14 protein-coding genes and 1 riboswitch are annotated in these 16,596 nt (G+C 67.9%); of the genes, 7 read left to right on the forward strand and 7 right to left on the reverse strand.

Translation table 11 applies throughout. The annotated features are described in order from the left end of the window. Window positions 1-15: 15 nt before the first annotated feature. Both RAM80_RS01175 and RAM80_RS01180 read left to right on the forward strand, forming a co-directional pair. A complete protein-coding gene (locus RAM80_RS01175) occupies window positions 16-1,071 on the forward strand; it encodes an HlyD family secretion protein (protein ID WP_416424403.1) in 1,056 nt (351 codons plus the stop codon). Then, window positions 1,068-2,483: an efflux transporter outer membrane subunit gene (locus tag RAM80_RS01180; protein ID WP_416424404.1), complete on the forward strand. Its 1,416-nt coding sequence runs from the start codon at window positions 1,068-1,070 to the stop codon at window positions 2,481-2,483. The genes RAM80_RS01175 and RAM80_RS01180 overlap by 4 nt, the downstream gene beginning before the upstream one ends. On the opposite strand, the gene RAM80_RS01185 is transcribed toward RAM80_RS01180, so the two are convergent. The 5 genes from RAM80_RS01185 to RAM80_RS01205 form a co-directional block, all read right to left on the reverse strand. Next, complete coding sequence (locus RAM80_RS01185; RefSeq protein ID WP_416424405.1) at window positions 2,455-3,360, reverse strand: LysR family transcriptional regulator; 906 nt, start codon at window positions 3,358-3,360, stop codon at window positions 2,455-2,457. The genes RAM80_RS01180 and RAM80_RS01185 overlap by 29 nt on opposite strands. 135 nt (window positions 3,361-3,495) lie before the next feature. Further along, on the reverse strand, window positions 3,496-4,812 hold the full coding sequence (locus RAM80_RS01190; protein WP_416424406.1) for an OprD family porin: 1,317 nt from the start codon (window positions 4,810-4,812) through the stop codon (window positions 3,496-3,498). Between the two features lie 262 nt (window positions 4,813-5,074). Continuing rightward, window positions 5,075-6,034: an alpha/beta fold hydrolase gene (locus RAM80_RS01195; protein ID WP_416424407.1), complete on the reverse strand. Its 960-nt coding sequence runs from the start codon at window positions 6,032-6,034 to the stop codon at window positions 5,075-5,077. Window positions 6,035-6,094: 60 nt separating this feature from the next. Then, window positions 6,095-7,012 carry a helix-turn-helix transcriptional regulator gene (locus tag RAM80_RS01200; RefSeq protein ID WP_416424408.1) on the reverse strand — a complete coding sequence of 306 codons (918 nt, stop codon included), beginning with the start codon at window positions 7,010-7,012 and terminating at the stop codon, window positions 6,095-6,097. Window positions 7,013-7,070: 58 nt separating this feature from the next. Then, window positions 7,071-7,766: a fumarylacetoacetate hydrolase family protein gene (locus RAM80_RS01205; RefSeq protein ID WP_416424409.1), complete on the reverse strand. Its 696-nt coding sequence runs from the start codon at window positions 7,764-7,766 to the stop codon at window positions 7,071-7,073. Between the two features lie 140 nt (window positions 7,767-7,906). Between RAM80_RS01205 and RAM80_RS01210 the strand changes: the two genes are divergently transcribed. Beyond that, window positions 7,907-8,338: a hypothetical protein gene (locus RAM80_RS01210; RefSeq protein WP_416424410.1), complete on the forward strand. Its 432-nt coding sequence runs from the start codon at window positions 7,907-7,909 to the stop codon at window positions 8,336-8,338. A gap of 6 nt (window positions 8,339-8,344) precedes the next feature. Here RAM80_RS01210 and RAM80_RS01215 read toward each other — a convergent pair whose 3' ends face one another. Next, window positions 8,345-9,334: a DNA-binding protein gene (locus tag RAM80_RS01215; RefSeq protein ID WP_416424411.1), complete on the reverse strand. Its 990-nt coding sequence runs from the start codon at window positions 9,332-9,334 to the stop codon at window positions 8,345-8,347. A gap of 212 nt (window positions 9,335-9,546) precedes the next feature. After that, window positions 9,547-9,753, forward strand: a riboswitch (cobalamin riboswitch). A 107-nt stretch (window positions 9,754-9,860) separates the two neighbouring features. Here RAM80_RS01215 and RAM80_RS01220 point away from each other — a divergent pair. After that, a complete protein-coding gene (locus RAM80_RS01220; RefSeq protein WP_416424412.1) occupies window positions 9,861-11,969 on the forward strand; it encodes a TonB-dependent receptor in 2,109 nt (702 codons plus the stop codon). 136 nt (window positions 11,970-12,105) lie between these two features. Here the strand turns inward: RAM80_RS01220 and RAM80_RS01225 are convergent, their stop codons facing one another. After that, window positions 12,106-13,032 carry a site-specific integrase gene (locus tag RAM80_RS01225; RefSeq protein WP_416424413.1) on the reverse strand — a complete coding sequence of 309 codons (927 nt, stop codon included), beginning with the start codon at window positions 13,030-13,032 and terminating at the stop codon, window positions 12,106-12,108. A gap of 228 nt (window positions 13,033-13,260) precedes the next feature. Between RAM80_RS01225 and RAM80_RS01230 the strand changes: the two genes are divergently transcribed. The 3 genes from RAM80_RS01230 to RAM80_RS01240 are packed head-to-tail and all read left to right on the forward strand — an operon-like array spanning window position 13,261 to window position 16,546. After that, window positions 13,261-14,331 (forward strand): LLM class flavin-dependent oxidoreductase, encoded by a 1,071-nt coding sequence (locus tag RAM80_RS01230; protein ID WP_416424414.1) that lies wholly within the window; start codon window positions 13,261-13,263, stop codon window positions 14,329-14,331. A gap of 26 nt (window positions 14,332-14,357) precedes the next feature. Beyond that, on the forward strand, window positions 14,358-14,966 hold the full coding sequence (locus RAM80_RS01235; protein WP_416424415.1) for a cysteine dioxygenase: 609 nt from the start codon (window positions 14,358-14,360) through the stop codon (window positions 14,964-14,966). Next, window positions 14,963-16,546, forward strand: a complete 1,584-nt coding sequence (locus tag RAM80_RS01240) for a rhodanese-related sulfurtransferase (protein WP_416424416.1) — start codon at window positions 14,963-14,965, stop codon at window positions 16,544-16,546. The genes RAM80_RS01235 and RAM80_RS01240 overlap by 4 nt, the downstream gene beginning before the upstream one ends. The last annotated feature ends 50 nt before the right edge of the window (window positions 16,547-16,596 follow it).

Here is a 16,596-nt window from a genome sequence, read left to right on the forward strand (position 1 = left end):
GTGTGGACATTGCTAATGACTGACATTACCTCCCGAAAACCCCTGACCGCCGTACTGGTCGGTGGCGCCCTGCTGGCCGCCGGCGCCGGCTACCTGCTGTGCAACCAAGGCCCGGTGCAGCGCACCGACGACGCCTTCGTGCAGGCCGACCTGATGCTGGTGGCGCCCAAGGTGGCCGGCATCGTCGACCGCGTGCTGGTGGACGACAACCAGGCCGTCAGCGCCGGCCAGCCGCTGGTGCACATCGACGACCGCGACTACCGCAACGCCCTGCAAGCTGCGCAGGCAGCCCTGACCGCCACCCAGGCCCGCGCCGAGGACGCCCGAGCAACGCTGCTGCGCCAGCAGGCCATGGTTGACCAGGCGCGCGCGGTGCTCGACGCCGACAGCGCCCAGGTAGCCTTTGCCGAGCACGAACAGCAGCGCTACCAGGCCCTGGCCGGCCAGGGCGCGGGCACCGTGCAGCGCTTCCAGCAGGCCCAGGCGCGCCTGCGCAGCGTGCGCGCCGTGGCTGCCGAACACCGCGCGGCGGTGGCCGCCGTGCTCAAGCAGACCGACGTGCTGCAGGCCCAGCAGGCCACGGCCCAGGCCCTGGTGCGACAAGCGCAAAGCCAAGTCGAGCGCGCGCAACTGGACCTCAGCTACACCGACCTGCGCGCCCCCCAGGCCGGCGAAGTGGGCCGGCGCAGCGTGCGCGTGGGCAGCTACGTCAAGCCCGGCGACCCGCTGCTGGCCGTGGTGCCGCGCAGCCAGGCCTATGTAGTGGCCAACTTCCAGGAAAACCAGCTCACCGAGGTGGTGCCCGGCCAGCGCGCCGACATTGCCGTGGACACCTTCCCCGGCCACGCCCTGCACGGCCACGTCGACAGTATCGCCCCGGCTACGGGCGTGACCTTTGCCGCCATTGCCCCGGACAACGCCACCGGCAACTTCACCAAGGTAGTGCAGCGCATCCCGGTGAAAATCGTCCTCGATGCCGACCAGCCGCTGGCCCAGCGCCTGCGGGTGGGCATGTCAGTGGAGGCACGCATCGACACCGGCGACACCCAGGCCAAGGTAGGTGCCCGATGAGCCGCCGTTCGCTTGCCCTGCTGGTACTGGTGACAGTGCTGCAAGGCTGCACCCAGGGCCCGGACTTCAAGCGCCCGGCGGCGGATTTGCCGCAACACTGGCGCGCCGCTGGCGGTGAAGTCGACCTGCACTGGTGGGACAGCTTCAACGACCCGCAACTGTCGGCGCTGATCGCCCAGGCCCGGGCCGGCAACCTGGACCTCGCCATCGCCGCCAGCCACGTCCGCCAGAGCCAGGCCCTGCGCGCCACGGTGGCGGCCGGGCGCCTGCCCAGCGTCGATGCCAGCGCCAGTTACCAGCGGGCGCGCAACAGCCAGGATGGCCTGATGGACATTTCCGGCTACGACGGCACGCGCGCCTACAGCGTCTGGAACGCAGGCCTTGCCATCAGCTGGGAGGCCGACCTGTGGGGCCGCGTGCGCCGCAGCGTCGAGGCTGCCGACGCCAGCGTGCAGGCGGTGCAGGAACAGCAGCACGGCGTGCAACTGGCGATCGTGGCCCTGACCGCGCGCGACTACATTGAATTGCGCGGCAGCCAGAGCGCCCTGCAGGTCACCCGCGACAACCTTGCCATTGCTCGCCACAGCCTGGCACTGACCCAGGCCCAACGCGCCCAAGGCGTGGCCACCGACCTGCAGGTGGCACAGGCCCAGGCCCTGAGCGCGGCCATCGAGGCGCGCTTGCCGGCCCTGGAACAACGCGAAAGCGTGCTGATCAACGCCCTGAGCCTGTTGATCGGCCAGGCCCCGGACACCCTCAAGGCGCAACTCGGTGCACCGGCGCCCGTGCCCCACGGCCCGGCCCAGGTGCCGGCCGGGCTGCCCAGCGAACTGGCCGAGCGGCGCCCGGACATCCGCGAGGCCGAGGCGCAGCTGCACGCCGCCACCGCCGCCATCGGCGTGGCCCAGGCCGACTTTTACCCGCGCATTACCCTGGGCGCCGACGTCGGCCTGCAGGCCATGCAGCTGGCGAACCTGGGCAACTGGGCCTCGCGCAGTTTTGCTGCAGGCCCGGGGGTGAGCCTGCCGGTGTTCGAGGGCGGCCGGTTGCAAGGGGCGCTGCGCCTGAGCGAAGGTCGCCAACAGGAAGCGGCCATCGTATACCGCAAGACCGTGCTCGGCGCCTGGCATGAGGTGGCCGACGCGCTGTCCGCCTACCAGGCCGAACAACGCCGCCAGGCAAGCCTTGGGCAAGCCGTGGCCGCCAGCCAGCGTGCCCTGCGCAGCGCCCAGCTGCAGTACGCCCAGGGCAGTGTCGATTTCCTCAACGTGTTGACCGTGCAGGCCATGCTGCTGGACAACCAGGCAGCCCAGGTGGCCAGCAGCGCCCAAGTGTCATTGGCGCTGGTGGACCTGTACCGCAGCCTGGGCGGTGGCTGGCAGGCTACGGCGCCGGCTCGGCCAGGTGCTTGAGCGCGCGCCGCAGCCAGCGGTGCGCGGGGTCGTTGTCCAGGCGCGGGTGCCAGGCCTGGACAATCTCCACGCTGGGCAGCGCCACCGGCAGCGCGAAGGCTTGCAACGGCAGGCCCAGGCGTTCCAGTGTAGGTAGCATGTTCACCGGCATGATCGGCAACAGCAGGTCGGATTCGGCCACCGCGAACAGCGCGCTGTGGAAGGTGGGCGTGATGTACGCCACCCGCCGGCTCAGGCCGTGGGCCTGCAACGCGTCGTCCAGCGGCCCGCGCGCCAGGCCGCGGCGCGACACGGTGACGTGGTCGTAGGCGACGAAGCTGTGCAGGTCCAGCCGCTGCTGGAAGATCGGGTGGCCGCGCCGGGCCAGGCCGACAAACTCGGTGTCGAACAGCCGCTGCACCTTGATGTCGGGGCCGAACGCGCGCCGCGAGCCGATCATCAGGTCGATGCTGCCCTGGTTGAGCGGGTCGTGGTCCAGGTCGCTTTCCGGCACGAAGCGCAGCACGCAGCGTGGGCATTGTTCGCGCAGCAACTCGCGCAAGGCGCTGCCGTAGGCGCCGATGTACACGTCGTTGGCACGCAGGCTGAAGGTGCGCTCCAGGGTAGCCAGGTCCAGGCCCTGGCTCTGCTGGAACACCCCGCGGGCCAGTTCCACCGCGCCGCGCACCTGCTGCTGCAGGGCCAGGGCCTTGGGCGTGGGCACCAGGCCGCGCTGGGAGCGGACGAAAATCGGGTCGTCGAAGGCCTCGCGAATCCTTCCAAGGATGCGGCTGGTGGCGGGTGCGCTGAGGTTCAGGCGCCGCGCCGCGCCGGCTACCGAGCCTTCTTCGAGCAGGATATCGAGCGCGTACAACAGGTTCAGGTCAGGATTTTTCATGGCCCGAAGCATAAGAGCACCAGTGGCCTCCCGGCAATCCGTGGCTGCAACGGTCCTGTGGGAGCTGGCTTGCCAGCGAGCTGTTGAGGCCAGCAAAACTCGCTGGCAAGCCAGCTCCCACAAAAGCAATCGCTGCTACAGCAGTGCGAAGCGGTAGCTGACGATCAAGCGGTTTTCATCCTGGCTGCGCTGGCCGGCAACTTCGGTGCGGAACGCGGCGTTCAGCCAGCTGAAGCCCAGGCCCTTGAACCGGCCCTGGTTCACCACGTAATTCAGCGCAACGTCGCGCTCCCACTCACCGCCGGTGCTGGCCGCCTGCACGTGGTCGCCGTTGAGGTAGACCACCGAGGCGCTCAGCCCCGACAGGCCCAGGCCGGCGAAGTCGTAGCTGTACTGGGCCAGCCAGGTGCGCTCGCCGGCGTGCTGGAAGCGGCCAATCTGGCGGCTGGTGATCAGGTACGGGGCGTTGCCGTCGCCCTGGTTGATGAACGGGAAGTCGCTGCTGCCGTTGACGCGCTGGTACCCCGCCGCCAGCGACTGGCTGCCCAGGGTGTAGGTGAACAGCGCGCTCCAGGTGCGGTTGTCGACCTCGCCGTTGCTGCCCACCGCGCCACTGGATTTGTAGCCGGCCAACCGCCCGGCCGCGCTGGCGTTCTCGCCCTGGCTGCTGCTGATGAAGCCGCGCAGGTCGGTCTGCAAGGTGCCGCGCGGCAGCTTGGTACTGTGGGTCAGGCCCACGAAATGCTGGTCGTAGAAGTCGTCGAGGTTGGCGAAGTAATACTGCGCGGTGGTGTGCGGGTCCAGCTTGTAGTCGGCGCCAGCGTAGTAGAAGGCGTTGCTGCGCTGGCCGGTAAGGCTGTTGGCGCCGGCGATCGACAGCGACGCCTGGTTGCTGGAGTTGCGGCCCTTCACCGAGGTGATCTTGCCGCCGATGAGGGTCAGGTTGTCGAACTCGCGGCTGGTTACCTGGGTGCCCTGGAACGTCTGCGGCAGCAGGCGCCCGTCGTTGATGCCTATCACCGGCAGGTGCGGCTGCAGGGTGCCATGGCGAATCTCAGTCTTCGAGAAGCGTAGCTTGGCGGTCAGGCCCAGGCTGGCGAAGTCGTTCACCGCGCGGCCGTCGCTCTCACTGGGGAAGACAATGCCGCCGCCGCTGCTGCCGCTGTTGTAGGCCTGGCCCTTGCCCGAGTCCAGGCGCAGGCCGAGCATGCCCAGGGCATCGAGGCCCAAGCCCAGCGGGCCGTTGGTGAAGCCCGAGGTGTAATTGAGGATGAAGCCCTGGCCCCACTCCTGCTGCTTGGACGGCGTGGCCGTGCCGCTGCGGTTGTCGTTGTTGATGAAGAAGTTGCGCAGGGTCAGGTCAGCCTTGCTGTCATCGAGGAAACCATCGGCCCACAGGGGCTGGCTGAACAAAGCGGCGCTGAGGGCCAGGGGGAAGGCTTGACGGTACATCGGACGTCCTTGGTGGGGTCAGGGACGGCGGAGTGTAGGAATGTACGTTTTGGTTCAAAAATACGGAGTTGGCCTATGGATATGCCGGGCGGGGTCATAAGTGCCTAGGGAAAAGGCATATGCTGGTGCTGCGTGACGTTGAGCAAAATCTTATGGATCAACAGGTTGGAAGGTTAAATTAATCTTCATTGTGGGAGCTGGCTTGCCAGCGAGCTGTTGAGGCTCAAAAGCTCGCTGGCAAGCCAGCTCCCACCTGTGCACGTCACACGGGAAAATGGCTTGCCAGAAAGCGCAGCAAATGCCCATTGACGATGTCGGGTTGTTCGCTCTGTATCCAGTGCCCGCAGGCCTTGACGATGTGCTGCTCCAGGCGTGGCACGCGCTTGGGCATGCGCAGCAGCGTGTGCGCCTCCAGCACGCCCACCGGGTCCAGGTCGCCCAGCAGGAACAGCGCCGGCTGCTCGACGCAGGCCTCGGCCAGGGGTTCGGTGCGCTGCCAGTTGCGTTCGAAATTGCGGTACCAGTTCAGCGCGCCATGGAAGCCGCGGCCGGCGAAGGTTTGCACGTACACCTCGAACGCCTCGGCGCTGCACCAGGGCGGCAGCCGGTCGGGCTGGTTGATGCCGTCGAACAGCGTGGCGCTGGCGGGCTTGTCCTTGAGGATCAGGTCGCCGTTGGCGCCGCCCTGCATGAACATGCGCAGGGTGTGGGCGACGTCGGCGTCCAGCTCGGCCTCGGCCACCCCCGGGTTCTGGAAATACAGGATGTAGTTGAAACGGTCCTTGAAGTGCGCGCGTATCAGCTCTATCGCCGGCTGCTTCGGCCGCCCGGCGTAAGGCACCGACAAGGCCACCACCGCCTGCACCCGCTCAGGCTCCAGCAGCGCCAGGTGCCAGGCCACCGGCGCGCCCCAGTCGTGGCCCACCACGCACACCTGGCGCTGGCCCAGCAGGTCCATGGCGCCCTGGATGTCGGCGCACAGGGTCAGCAGGTCGTAGGCTTCCACTGCCTGGGGCGCGGAGCTGGCGCCGTAGCCGCGCATCTCCGGCATCCACACCTGATAACCCGCGGCCACCAGCGGCGCGATCTGCGCCCGCCACGAGTACCAGCACTCGGGGAAACCGTGCAGCAGCCAGATGGGCCGGCCGTGTTCGGGCCCGGCGACGTGCACGCTCAGGGTGATGCCATTGACCGCCAGGGTGCGTTGTTGTGTGGCCTTCATCGTCCATGCTCGTCTGAACCTTTCACCTACCCTAGCAAAGCCCGGCCACAACGCTAACCATCATTGATGGGCGCTATGCTCGCGCTGCTGTCGGCGGAATTGCCCGGGCGGCAGGCCCTGGGTCTGGCGGAAGCGCCGCGAAAAGTACGCTTCGTCGCTGAAACCGCAGCGCTGGGCCACGTGGCTGATGGGCTCGTCGCTGTTGAGCAGATGGGTGCGCGCCAGGCGCATGCGCCGCTCCAGCACCAGCTCGCTGAAGGTGCTGCCGGTGTCCTTGCGCAGCAGGTGGGTGAGGTAGTTGGGCGACAGGAACGCCGCGGCGGCCGCGTCCTTCAGGGTCAGCTCCGGGTTGGCGATGTGCTCGCGAATATAGGCCGTCACCCGCGCCAGCGCGTCGCGGCGGCCGCGCCGTGCGGCCTTGTCGCTGGCCAGTTGCTGCAACGCCGGGGCGAAGCGCTGGCTGACCAGGCCGATCAGCTGCAACAGCCCGGCCCGCAGCAAGGTGGTGGTGCCGAAGTCACGGGTGCGGTCCAGCTCGCGCAGGCGCAGCAGCAAGGCTTGTACCTCGGCAAAGGCGTGGTCGTCGAGAATGAAGTCCAGGTGCTCCTGGCACTGGAACGGCGCCAGCTCGGGGGCCTGGCCCAGGGGCACGTCCTCCAGGTCCAGCGGGTCGCAGGCCAGGTGCGGCAGCAGGAAACCCTGGGCGAAGTTGATGAGCATGAAGTTGCCGTGCTCGGGGTGCGGGATCAAGTGCAGGCGGTGCGGCAGGATAAAGCTCAGGGCGTTGCGCGGGAACGGCCGCACCGCGCCGCCGATGTGCTGCACGGTGTCGCCGCCCAGGTTGACCTGGATCTGGAAGTATTCGTGGCGGTGCGGCGAGGTCAGCGCCTCGCGCTCCTGCTTGTCGCGGATGTAGAAATCCTCGCGGTTGCTGCGCTGCTGCATGCCATAGGTGGGCACGCGGGACAGGGACGACATGGCAGCAACCTCGAAAGCCGGAAAGACGCCGCCAGTCTAAAGCGCGGCGCGGCGGCTGTCAGCGCTGGCCGATGCGCAATTGGAACTGGGCGACACCGTCGATGCCGGCGCTGACCTGGTCGCCGGGCTGCAAGGCGCCGACGCCGGCCGGGGTGCCGGTGAAGATCAGGTCGCCGGGCTGCAGCGCCACCGATTGCGACAGGTAGGCGATCACGTCAGGCACCGCCCAGATCTGGTCCGCCAGGTCACCGCGCTGGCGCTCCTCGCCGTTCACCGTGAGCCAGATGGCGCCGCTGGCCGGGTGGCCCAGGGTGCTGGCCGGGATCAGCGCGGTGCACGGCGCCGATTCGTCGAAGCCCTTGGCCCAGTCCCACGGCCGGCCCTGCTTCTTGGCCTGGGCCTGCAGGTCGCGGCGGGTCAGGTCCAGGCCCACGCCGTAGCCCCACACATGCGCCAGGGCCTGCTCGGGGGCGATGTCGACGCCGCCCTCGGCGATGGCCACCACCAGTTCCACCTCATGGTGCAGGTCGGCGGTCAGCGGCGGGTAGGCGATCACGCCCTCGGCCGGCACCACGGCGTCGGCGGGCTTGCAGAAGAAGAACGGTGGCTCGCGGTCCGGATCATGGCCCATTTCCCGCGCGTGCTCGGAATAGTTGCGGCCCACGCAGAACACCCGGCGCACGGGGAAACGGCGGCTGTCGCCGGCAATGGCGACGCTGGCGGCGGGCGGTGGGGCAATCACGTACTCGGTCATGGAGGGGCTCCTGATGGCAAAGGCAGACCTGCAGTGTGCCCGCCGGCAGCGGTGCCTGGCTTGGACAGCGCCGCGCGGATTATGGACAGCGCAACGCAATGGCGCATACTTTCCCTGTAGCGTCACCACAAGGAGTACCCATGAGCGATCACGACGACAACGTCATTCCCCTGCGCCGCACCAAGGTGTTCGAGGACGACGGCAGCGAACCGGCACTGCTCGACGAGGTCATGCGCCGGCTGATGGTGCAGACCTTCGCCGGCACCGACATCGACTGCGCCGCCATCCACACCCAGGGCCAGTACCGCCAGGCCCTGGCGTACATGATCCAGGGCATCCTCAACGGCCCCAACCCCGGCGACAACCTGCTGGCCTTTGCCCTCAAGACCATTCACATGTCCGGCGAGGAATTCGCCAAGCTCGACGGCTACGGCCCCAAGCTGTGCGCCCAGGCCCTGCTGGACATGGGCAACGGTGTGCCCGGCTCGGTGGAGAAGATGCAGCGGGTGCGGCGCATCCTGCGCAGCGGCCTGCACCCGGTGGGCCCGGACGATACCCCTTCCGAGCCCTGAGCGGCGTTACTCGGCGCTGGCCGCGGCGCGGTCGGCGCGCCACTGCGCCAAGGTGGCGTTGGCCTGTTGCAGCTGTTGCTCCAGGCGCGCCTCGCGCAGCACCTGGGCCTTGCTGGCCTTAGCCTGGGCCGCCTGCTCCTGGCGCAGCACCTCGATCTGCTGGGCCTGGGCCTCGCGCGCGCCCAACGCCTGAGCCAATTGCGTGGCCAGGGCCGTGGCCTCGGCGGCCTTGTCGGCCAGGGCCTGGGTGGCGGTGTCCTGATCCTTGCGCGCCTGGCGTGCCTCCACCAGCATGCGTTCGTTGTCGCGGTTCAGGCGCATCAACTCGTCCTGCTTGACGATCAGGCTCTGCTGCAACTGCCGCACTTCCACCTGCACCTGCTGCACCTGGCTTTCGTGGCGGCGCTGGTCCTGGTCGCGCTGCTCCTTCACCGCCTGGCGGTAGTGCTCCAGGGCGTCGCGGGCGTGCTGGTGCTTGTCTTCCAGCGAGCGGATGTGTTCGTCCTTCTCCTGCACGCGCAGTTGTAGGTCGCTGCATTCCTGGCCCAACCGCGCGTTGCGGGTGTGCTCGGCCTGCAACGAGGTGCGGCAGGTGGCCAGCTGCTCCGACTCACTGGCCAGGGCCTCGGCCTGGATCTCGAACTGCTGCAGCAACGCGGCGTGGGCCTTGGCGGCTTCGGCCAGGTCGGCTTCGAGCACGGCTTTCTGCAGGTCGAAACGCGCCTGGGCCTGCTGCACGTACTCGTCGCCCTCCTCTTTCAGGCGCAAAGCCAGGCGGCCTACCAGTTCGCCCAGCTCCTGGGTCAGGTGCTCGCGCGGGGCCTGGCGGCGCTGGTCGGTTTCTTCCAGCTCCTTGAGATAGCGGTGAATGGTGGTCTTCGAACCGGTGTTGCCCAACGCCACGCGCACGGCGTCGATGGTGGGGTTCTCGCCCCGCGCCAGCAGCGCCTCACGCGCCTTTTGCACCACTGCCTTGTTGATCCCACCCCGTGCCATGCCTGCTCCTTTGAAGTGTACTGCGGTATGTATTCTGTAATGGCGCGCAATATACCCCATTGGCGCGACGCTGCGTAGCCGCTGCCGCAGGCTGCGCTGGCCTTTTCATGCACTGGAGATATTCAGTGTTCATGCCGGCCAGCGCAGCCTTCGGCAGCGGCTACAGGATTGTATCGAGGCGCAGACATTGACCTGGATCCACATCAGTGGTCGAATGCGCGCCAGTTTCAGGTGCCCTCAGCCGCCGTGCTCAGGGTGAAACGGGAAGCCGGTGCGTCACTTTGGTGATCAGTCCGGCGCTGCCCCCGCAACGGTAAGCGAGCGAACGCGTCAACAGGCCACTGTGCATCGTGCATGGGAAGGCGGCGCGTTCATGCCCCTCGCAAGCCCGGAGACCGGCCTGCAAACGCTTCAATTGGCAACCCGCGGTGGGCGGGCGCAGGCCGGTTTCCGTGGGCGTTTGCGCCCGCGATTTGCCATGCGTGTCCCTCCGGGTTCATCTTTTCCTGACTGTAGTTGGAACAGCATGTCCCGCACTTCCCTGCTTCACCGCCTGGCCCCGTGCCTGGCCTTGTCCTTGCCCGTGCACGCCGCCGATGAGCTGGCGCTGCCGGCCACCACCATCAGCGAACGCGCCGACACCGCGCTGGCCACCCCTGGCACCGCAGGCTCGCGCCTGAACCTGACGCCGCTGCAAACCCCGGCCAGTATCAGCAGCCTCGACGAAGACGCCATCGACCAGCGCAACAACCTCACGGTGCAGGAAGCCGCCACCCGTGCGCCCGGCATCACCAGCATCGCCGCGCCGGGCAACGGCAATACGGCGCTGTCGGCGCGCGGCTTCAGCGGCCACGAGTCAGTGATGACCCTATTCGACGGCGCGCGCCTGTACACCGGCGCCGGCACCCAGACCTTCCCGGTGGACCCGTGGATGGTGGAGCGCATCGACGTGATCCGCGGCCCGGCCTCGGTGCTGAACGGCGAAGGTGCCACCGGCGCGGTGATCAACGTGATCCCCAAGAAGCCCTTCGAGGGCGCCATCAGCAACCACCTGCGCGTGGGCTACGGCAGCGACGACCGCCAGCAGACCGCGTTCGACAGCGGCGGCTCGCTGGGCGAGCGCCTCAGCTACCGGCTGACCCTGGACCAGCAAAGCAGCAATGGCTGGGTAGACCGTGGCCAGTCCTCAAGCCTGGCCTTCAGCGGCGCCCTGCGCTGGCAAGCCAGCGACGACCTGAGTTTCACCCTGGCCCATGAGCAGGGCGACAGCCGCCCCATGAGCTACCTGGGCACGCCGCTGATCGACGGCCACTACCACGACAGCCTGCGCGACAAGAACTACAACGTGCGCAACGCCGTGCAGCACTACGACGACCAATGGACCCGGCTGACCAGCGACTGGTCCCTGAGCGATGCCATCAGCGCCAGCAACGAGCTGTACTACATCAAGAGCCGCCGCCACTGGCGCAACGCCGAAAGCTACAGCTGGGACAGCAGCCAGGGCCAGCTGCTGCGAGGCAGCTACCTGGAAATCAAGCACCACGAAGAACAGTTGGGCGACCGCCAGACCTTCACCTTCGACCACCGCCTGTTCGGCCTGGCCAGCAAGACCGTGGTGGGCGCCGAGTACAACCGCATCCGCTTCGGCCTGGCCAACAACTCGCCCTACACCGATGTCGGTGGCGACTACGTAGACCCCTGGGCGCCGGCGCCGGGCTGGTTCCACAGCCAGTCGCCGTTCCAGGCCCTCAGCCAGAGCACCACCCAGACCTTCGCGCTGTTCGCCGAGAACCGCCTGCAGCTGTCCGAGCGCTGGGCGCTGGTGACCGGCGTGCGCCGCGACCAGAACCACATCCAGCGTGACGACGCGCGCACCAGCACCCGCAGCGACGTCAATCTGGACGGCGGCAACTGGCGCGCCGGGCTGGTGTTCGCGGTCACCGACCAACTGTCGCTATACGGCCAGTACAGCACCAGCCAGGACGGCGTCAGCGACCTGGTCACCCTCAACCCCACCCAGCAGCAGATGGACCTGGCCCGGGCAAAACAGACCGAGGTGGGCCTCAAGCAGCAGTTCTGGGATGGCCGCGGCGCCTGGACCCTGGCCGCCTACCACATCGTCAAGCGCAAGCTGTTGACCACCGACCCCATCACCCGCGACACCCTGCAGGTGGGCCAGCAGTCCTCGAACGGCCTGGAAGCCAGCCTGGAACTGGCGTTGGCCGACCATTGGCAGCTGTCGGCGAACGCCGCGGTGGTGCGCGCCCGTTACGATGACTTCGATGAAGCGGTGAATGGCCAGGTGCTGTCGCGCGCCGGCAACCGCCCCACCGATGTGCCCCGGCGCAGCGCCAACCTGTGGCTGAGCAAGGCCATCACCGAGCGCATCGACGCCGGGGCCGGCCTGCGCTACGTGGCTGCGCGCTACGCCAACACCGCCAACAGTGCGCAGGTGCCGGGGTATACGGTGGTGGATGCCAACCTCGGCTGGCAGGCGCTGCCGGACGTGCGCCTGGGGTTGCAGGTCAACAACCTGCTGGACCGGCGTTATGCGGTGTCGCAGCAGAACGACGGCGCGCAGTGGCAGATGGGGCAGCCGCGGTCGTTGTTCGTGACGGCGGATTATCGGTTTTGACGGTGGCGGGCCGGGACGCGGCCTCGTAGCAACAACCGTCCTTGTGGGAGCTGGCTTGCCAGCGAGCTTTTATCGCCCCAACAGCTCGCTGGCAAGCCAGCTCCCACAGGCTGCGTCCGGCCGCCCCATCGATCCTTCAGCTACCCGCCGGCGGCAGGCGGAAATCGGCGCGCGCGTCGACGTAGCGCAACGCCGACTTGCTGTCTTTCCAGCCCACGTAACTCATCAACGACTTCTGGTCCCAGCCGCTCTGGCTGGCCCAGTTGGCGAAGCCGCGGCGCAGGGAGTGGCTGCTGTAGGCCTCGCCGTCCAGCCCGGCGCCCATCAGCGCCTCACGCAGCAGGTGCATCACGCTGTAAGGGTGCAACGCACGGTCGCCCAGCCGGCCCCAGCGGTCGATGCCGCGAAACACCGGCCCGTGGGCGATACCCGCGGTTTCCAGCCAGTCGCAGTACGCATCCACCGGGCACAGGCGTTCCAGGGCCGGCACGCTGTAGGTGGTGCCCCGGTTGTTGCGGTCGCCCTTGCTCCACGGCAGGAACAACTGCAGCCCCTCGCCACGCCGGGCTTGAATGAACTGCACGTCCAGCCGGCACAGCTCCTCGCTGCGGAACGCGCGCCAGAAGCCCACCAAAATCAGCGCCTTGTCGCGTCGGCAGCGCAGCAGGCGCTTGGCGTCGGTGGCGGCCAGCGCGTCCTTGATCTGCCCGTCCAGCCAACGCACGCAGCGCTCAAGGCCCAGCAGTTGCAAGGGCTCGGCCTGCTTTTCCTGCTGCGGGTGCAGGGTGCGGATGCCCTTCATCACCTGCTTCACCTGGGGGCTCTTGGTCGGGTCGGGGAAGCCCTGGCTGCTGTGCCACTGGGCCAGCGCGGCCAGGCGCAGGCGCAAGGTGTTGAGCGACAGCTTGCCGGCGAAGGCGGCCAGGTAACGGGCGATGGCGTCACTGGTGGCGGGCAGGAAGCCGCCCCAGGTCACCTCGAAATGCTCGATGGCCGACTGGTAGCTGCGCCGGGTGTTCTCGCGGGTGCCGGCGGCGATGTAGCGGTCTACCTCGGAAACCATGGGGTGCCTGTGAGCAAAGCGGGCCTGCAGTATACCGTAGCCGCCATGGCGGACGTGAATATGCAACTATGTAATATCTAAAAAGCTTTAGATTCCTTAAATTAATAATTACCTTAGAACAAAATCGAATTTCACAGCGCCACATCCTACCTTTATGTTCTTCATCAACGACCGACCCCACGCCAGGCGGAGGCCCTTGATAACGCTCCATTCATAAGGGAAGCACCCATGAGCATCGAGTTCATCGGCTACATTGGCGGTCACCACAGCTCCGAAATCCACCCGGCCAGCGGCCCGGTCCTGCAGGCCGACTACATCGAGACAGTCGCCCGCGCCCACGAGGAAGCCGGCTTCGACCGCGCTCTGGTGGCGTTCCACTCCAACAGCCCCGACAGCACCCTGATTGCCAGCCACGCCGCCAGCGTGACCAAAAAGCTGCAATTCCTCATTGCCCACCGCCCCGGCTTCGCCGCCCCTACCCTCGCCGCCCGCCAGTTCGCCACCCTCGACGTGCTCAACGGCGGCCGCACCGCCGTGCACATCATCACCGGCGGTGACGACAAGGAGCTGCGCGCCGACGGCAGCTTCATCGGCAAGGACGAGCGCTACGCGCGCACCGACGAATACCTGACCGTGCTGCGCCAGGAATGGAGCGCCGACCAGCCGTTCGACTTCAAGGGTGACTACTATGAATTCGAAGGCGCGCATTCGGCGGTGAAAACCGCGCAGCCGATCCCGCTGTACTTCGGTGGCTCTTCCAAAGCCGCCATCGAAGTGGCCGGCAAGCACGCCGACGTCTACGCCCTGTGGGGCGAAACTTACGAACAGGTGAAGGAAGTGGTGACCCAGGTGCGTGCCGAAGCCGCCAAGCACGGCCGCACCGTGCGCTTCAGCCTGTCGCTGCGGCCCATCCTGGCCGACACCGAAGAGAAGGCCTGGGCCCGCGCCGAGAGCATCCTGGCCAAGGCCACCGCCCTGGCCGAGCAGCGCGGCTTCGTGCGCCGCGAGCCGCCCAACGAAGGCTCGCGCCGCCTGCTGGCCGCCGCCGCCAAAGGCTCGCGCCTGGACAAGCGCCTGTGGACCGGCATCGCCGGCCTGCTGGGCGCCCAGGGTAACTCGACCTCGCTGGTGGGCACCCCGGAACAGGTGGCCGAAGCCCTACTGGACTACTACGACCTGGGCATCACCACCTTCCTGATCCGCGGCTTCGACCCGCTGGAAGACGCCATCGACTACGGCAAGAAGCTGATCCCGCTGACCCGCCAGCTGGTGGCCCAACGTCAGGCCCGCGTTGCCTGAAAAACCGCCTGAAACAAGGAGTGAAGATGTCCCAGGTTCGTCACCCCGAACGCCTGCGCGCCTTTATCGGCGCCCTGGCCGAGCTGCTCGACAGCGACCCGCGCGAAGGCGACAAGCTGCACCGCGGCGGCCAACTGCTGCAGCAACTGGTGAGCGTCGACGACTGGCTGCCCGATGAGTACGCGCAGCCGTCACCGGAACGCTACCAACAGTTCCTGCTGCACGCCGACTCGCGCCAGCGCTTCTCGGTGGTCAGCTTCGTCTGGGGCCCGGGCCAGCGCACGCCGATTCATGACCACCGCGTATGGGGCCTGATCGGCATGCTGCGCGGCGCCGAAGACTCGCAGAACTACCGGCGCACCGACAGCGGCGCGCTGGTGCCCGACGGCGCGCCGATCCGCCTGCAGCCCGGCGACGTCGAGCCGCTGTCGCCGCGCAGTGGCGACATCCACCAGGTCAGCAACGCGTTTGCCGACCAAGTGTCCATCAGCATTCACGTGTACGGCGCCAACATCGGCGCCGTGCACCGGGCGGTGTACCAGCCCGACGGCACTGAAAAGCTGTTCATCTCCGGCTATTCGAACACCACGCTACCCAACATCTGGGACCTTTCCAAAGAGAACCACAGCCTATGAGCCACCCCCTGACTCGTTCCTTCGCCGACATTCGCCACGCCCTGCTGCAACGCCAGGAAGTGGCGCTGGTGGACGTGCGTGAAGAGGCGCCGTTTGCCCAGGCGCACCCGCTGTTCGCGGCCAATATCCCGCTGTCGAAACTGGAGGTGGAGGTCTACCCACGCATTCCCCGGCTGGACACCGCCATCACCGTCTACGACGACGGCGAAGGCCTGGCGCAACGGGCCGTGGAACGCCTGGCGCAGCTGGGCTACAGCGACGTGGCGCTGCTGGAAGGCGGCCTGCAGGGCTGGCGCGACGCCGGCGGCGAGCTGTTCATCGACGTCAACGTGCCCAGCAAGGCCTTTGGCGAGCTGGTGGAGCACCAGCGCCACACGCCGTCGCTGACCGCCGAAGAGGTCAAGGCACTGCTCGACCGCCAGGCCGACGTGGTGGTGCTGGACGCCCGGCGCTTCGACGAATACCAGACCATGAGCATTCCCACCGGCATCAGCGTGCCAGGCGCCGAACTGGTGCTGCGTGCCCGTGAACTGGCGCCGGACCCGGCCACCCGCATCATCGTCAACTGCGCCGGCCGCACGCGCAGCATCATCGGCACCCAGTCGCTGGTCAACGCCGGCCTGCCCAACCCGATCTCGGCCCTGCGCAACGGCACCATCGGCTGGCTGCTGGCCGGGCAAACCCTGGACCACGGCCAGGCGCGCCAGTTCGCCGCCACCAGCGAAGCCACCCGCCAGCTGGCCAGCGCCGACGCCCGCCGCGTGGCCGACCAGGCCGGGGTCAAGCGCGCCTCGCTCAAAGCCTGGCAGCAATGGCAGGCCGAGGCCGGCCGCACCCACTACCTGTTCGACGTGCGCACGCCCCAGGAATTCGAGGCCGGGCACCTGCCTGGCGCCCGCTCTACCCCCGGCGGCCAGCTGGTGCAGGAAACCGACCACTACGCCAGCGTGCGCGGTGCGCGCCTGGTGCTGGTGGACGACGACGGCGTGCGCGCCAACATGAGCGCCTCGTGGCTGGCCCAGCTGGGCTGGGACGTGCACGTGCTGGACGGCGTCGAGGCCAGCGCCTTCACAGAGCGCGGTGCCTGGAAGCCGGCCATCCCGGCGGTGCCTTCCTATGAGGTGATCAGCCCGGACACCCTGGCCGACTGGCTGACCCAGGGCGACACCCAGCTGCTGGACTTCACCACCAGCGCCAACCATGTGAAGCAGCACATCCCCGGCGCCTGGTGGGCCCTGCGTGCAGATCTCGCCAACGTGCTGGAGAAGCTCCCGGCCGCCGAGCGCTACGTGCTCACCTGCGGCAGCAGCCTGTTGGCGCGCTTTGCCGTCGGCCAGGTGCAGGCGCTGACCGGCAAGCCGGTGTTCGTGCTGCGCGACGGCACCGCCAGCTGGCTGGCGGCGGGCCTGCCCACCGAGAGCGGCGACAGCCACCTGGCCTCGCCGCGCATCGACCGCTACCGCCGCCCATACGAAGGCACCGACGCCCCGCGCGAGGCCATGCAGGCGTACCTGGACTGGGAGTTCGGCCTGGTCGAGCAACTGGCCCGCGACGGCACCCACGGCTTCCACGTGATCTAAAAACCCTGAAAATAAATGTGGGAGCTGGCTTGCCAGCGAGCTTTTCGGCC

This window comes from Pseudomonas sp. App30, from assembly GCF_047947025.1.
Taxonomy (GTDB): Bacteria; Pseudomonadota; Gammaproteobacteria; order Pseudomonadales; family Pseudomonadaceae; genus Aquipseudomonas.

Bases quoted from the DNA above. Each gene is read 5' to 3' on its own strand.
- RAM80_RS01175 (WP_416424403.1), top strand. From the start codon at position 16: ATGACTGACATTACCTCCCGAAAACCCCTGACCGCCGTACTGGTCGGT.
- RAM80_RS01180 (WP_416424404.1), top strand. From the start codon at position 1,068: ATGAGCCGCCGTTCGCTTGCCCTGCTGGTACTGGTGACAGTGCTGCAA.
- RAM80_RS01185 (WP_416424405.1), bottom strand. From the start codon at position 3,360: ATGAAAAATCCTGACCTGAACCTGTTGTACGCGCTCGATATCCTGCTC.
- RAM80_RS01190 (WP_416424406.1), bottom strand. From the start codon at position 4,812: ATGTACCGTCAAGCCTTCCCCCTGGCCCTCAGCGCCGCTTTGTTCAGC.
- RAM80_RS01195 (WP_416424407.1), bottom strand. From the start codon at position 6,034: ATGAAGGCCACACAACAACGCACCCTGGCGGTCAATGGCATCACCCTG.
- RAM80_RS01200 (WP_416424408.1), bottom strand. From the start codon at position 7,012: ATGTCGTCCCTGTCCCGCGTGCCCACCTATGGCATGCAGCAGCGCAGC.
- RAM80_RS01205 (WP_416424409.1), bottom strand. From the start codon at position 7,766: ATGACCGAGTACGTGATTGCCCCACCGCCCGCCGCCAGCGTCGCCATT.
- RAM80_RS01210 (WP_416424410.1), top strand. From the start codon at position 7,907: ATGAGCGATCACGACGACAACGTCATTCCCCTGCGCCGCACCAAGGTG.
- RAM80_RS01215 (WP_416424411.1), bottom strand. From the start codon at position 9,334: ATGGCACGGGGTGGGATCAACAAGGCAGTGGTGCAAAAGGCGCGTGAG.
- RAM80_RS01220 (WP_416424412.1), top strand. From the start codon at position 9,861: ATGTCCCGCACTTCCCTGCTTCACCGCCTGGCCCCGTGCCTGGCCTTG.
- RAM80_RS01225 (WP_416424413.1), bottom strand. From the start codon at position 13,032: ATGGTTTCCGAGGTAGACCGCTACATCGCCGCCGGCACCCGCGAGAAC.
- RAM80_RS01230 (WP_416424414.1), top strand. From the start codon at position 13,261: ATGAGCATCGAGTTCATCGGCTACATTGGCGGTCACCACAGCTCCGAA.
- RAM80_RS01235 (WP_416424415.1), top strand. From the start codon at position 14,358: ATGTCCCAGGTTCGTCACCCCGAACGCCTGCGCGCCTTTATCGGCGCC.
- RAM80_RS01240 (WP_416424416.1), top strand. From the start codon at position 14,963: ATGAGCCACCCCCTGACTCGTTCCTTCGCCGACATTCGCCACGCCCTG.